This is a genomic window from Pseudomonadota bacterium, assembly GCA_040752895.1.
In the GTDB taxonomy this organism is placed as follows: domain Bacteria; phylum Pseudomonadota; class Alphaproteobacteria.
In genome coordinates this window covers 1-1,618 of the sequence record JBFMHN010000016.1, presented here as the reverse complement: position 1 = coordinate 1,618, position 1,618 = coordinate 1, and the positions used below count along the sequence as shown (strand labels likewise).

Here is a 1,618-nt window from a genome sequence, read left to right as displayed (position 1 = left end):
TGGTAATATGAAAAAGGTGGCTTCCTTCCGAGAGGTCAGAATCGCGCCCGAAGCGCACGACCTTTTAGGGCTTCGGATGTCTTACGATATCCGTGCCAGTTAAAAACTCGGAAGGAGGCCACGTGACACACTATATCGGAATGGACGCTCATACGTCAATATGCGTATTCTCGGTGGCGGACGACAGCGGGGCGGAGGTTTCGCGGTTCAAGGCGCCCACCAACGGCGCGGCGCTGGTGGATTACATCCGCTCCATCCCCGCCCCCCGGCAGCTGGTCATCGAGGAATGCGAACTGAGCGCCTGGCTCTTTGAAGTGCTCAACGGCGAAGTGGACAAGCTGATAGTCTGCAACCCGGCGGGGAACACGCAGTACAAGCGGGCCAAGACCGACAAGCTCGACGCCAGGAACCTCGCGCTTCTGCTGCGCGGCGGATATCTGAGCCCCGTCTACCACGACGGGTCCAGGACCGAGCGGCTGCGGGGGCTCATGAGCGGCTACCAGGACGTGGTGGACACCGGCGTTTCGCTGAAGAACCGCTACAAGTCGCTGTTCCGCAGATCCGGGCTGCCGGCCAGGGGCGACGGGCTCTACGCCGACGAATCCCTGCTCGAAGGCCTGTCGCGGCCGGACCAGCGGTTTATCGGACACGGGCTTTACAGGCTGATAGAGGCGACGGAGGCCGAACGGGTGAAGTACTGCGCCGCCATAAAGGAACTGGGCCGGCGGTTCCGGGAGATAAAGCTGCTCAAGGGCATCCCCGGCATAGGCGAGATCCAGGCGGCGAAGATACTGGCGCAGGTGATAACGGCGGAGCGGTTCAGCGACAAGCACCGGTTCTGGAGCTATTGCGGTCTGGTGCGCTATAAGCAGGAGAGCGCGGGGAAAACGCGCGGCAGTAAGCGCGCGCGGGGGAACCGGGTGCTGAAATGCGTCTTCAAGATGGCGGCGAAAAGCGTTCTTTCAGGCGGGAACGAACTGAGGGAATACTACGACGGCCTGCGGGCGAAGGGGACCGGCGACAAGGCGGCGCGCAACGCGGTGAGCCGGAAGATCGCGGCGATAGCGTTGAGCGTACTTAAGCACAAAAGTCCCTACGACAGTTCCCGTATTTTGAACCGGGAGAAAGAGGCGGCGGTTTAGCCGCAAGGTCCGCTATGCGGGAGGCTTGACCGTCAGACTATGGCCGCAGAGGCCCAGATGATTGGTTGTCGGCCTTCCCCGTACGGACCGCGATTTAAGGCGGAGCGAAAAGAGATTCCGGGCGGGAGCGCCGCGCGAACGGCGGGCGCAGGCCGGGTCCCGGCGGCAGAGCCGCACAGGTTTCCGTGATGTGGGAAGCATGACCCTCAGACTATGGCCCCGGAGGCCCAAATGAATGGTTGTCGGCTTCCCCGTTTAAATCAGAAATTACGCTGCTCCATGAGAGCCAGATAGATGTGTGAAAACGAAGTTCCGGCAGGCGGGTAATAGAACGGAAACGAAAAGATGCGGTATGGTCGCTGGGAAGGGTCCGGGCGCGGAGTCTGGCCTGGAAGGAAGCAAGTCGGAGACGGCATGGAAATGCCGTCAGGGGTAGTGCGGTCCCTTGACTTCCTTTTTCATAGATGTCTGAGGCC

1 protein-coding gene is annotated in these 1,618 nt (G+C 61.2%); it reads left to right on the top strand.

What is annotated here, in order from left to right; translation table 11 throughout:
- Positions 1 to 122: 122 nt before the first annotated feature.
- Positions 123 to 1,142 (top strand): IS110 family transposase, encoded by a 1,020-nt coding sequence (locus tag AB1781_11385; GenBank protein ID MEW5705169.1) that lies wholly within the window; start codon positions 123 to 125, stop codon positions 1,140 to 1,142.
- Positions 1,143 to 1,618: the final 476 nt, after the last annotated feature.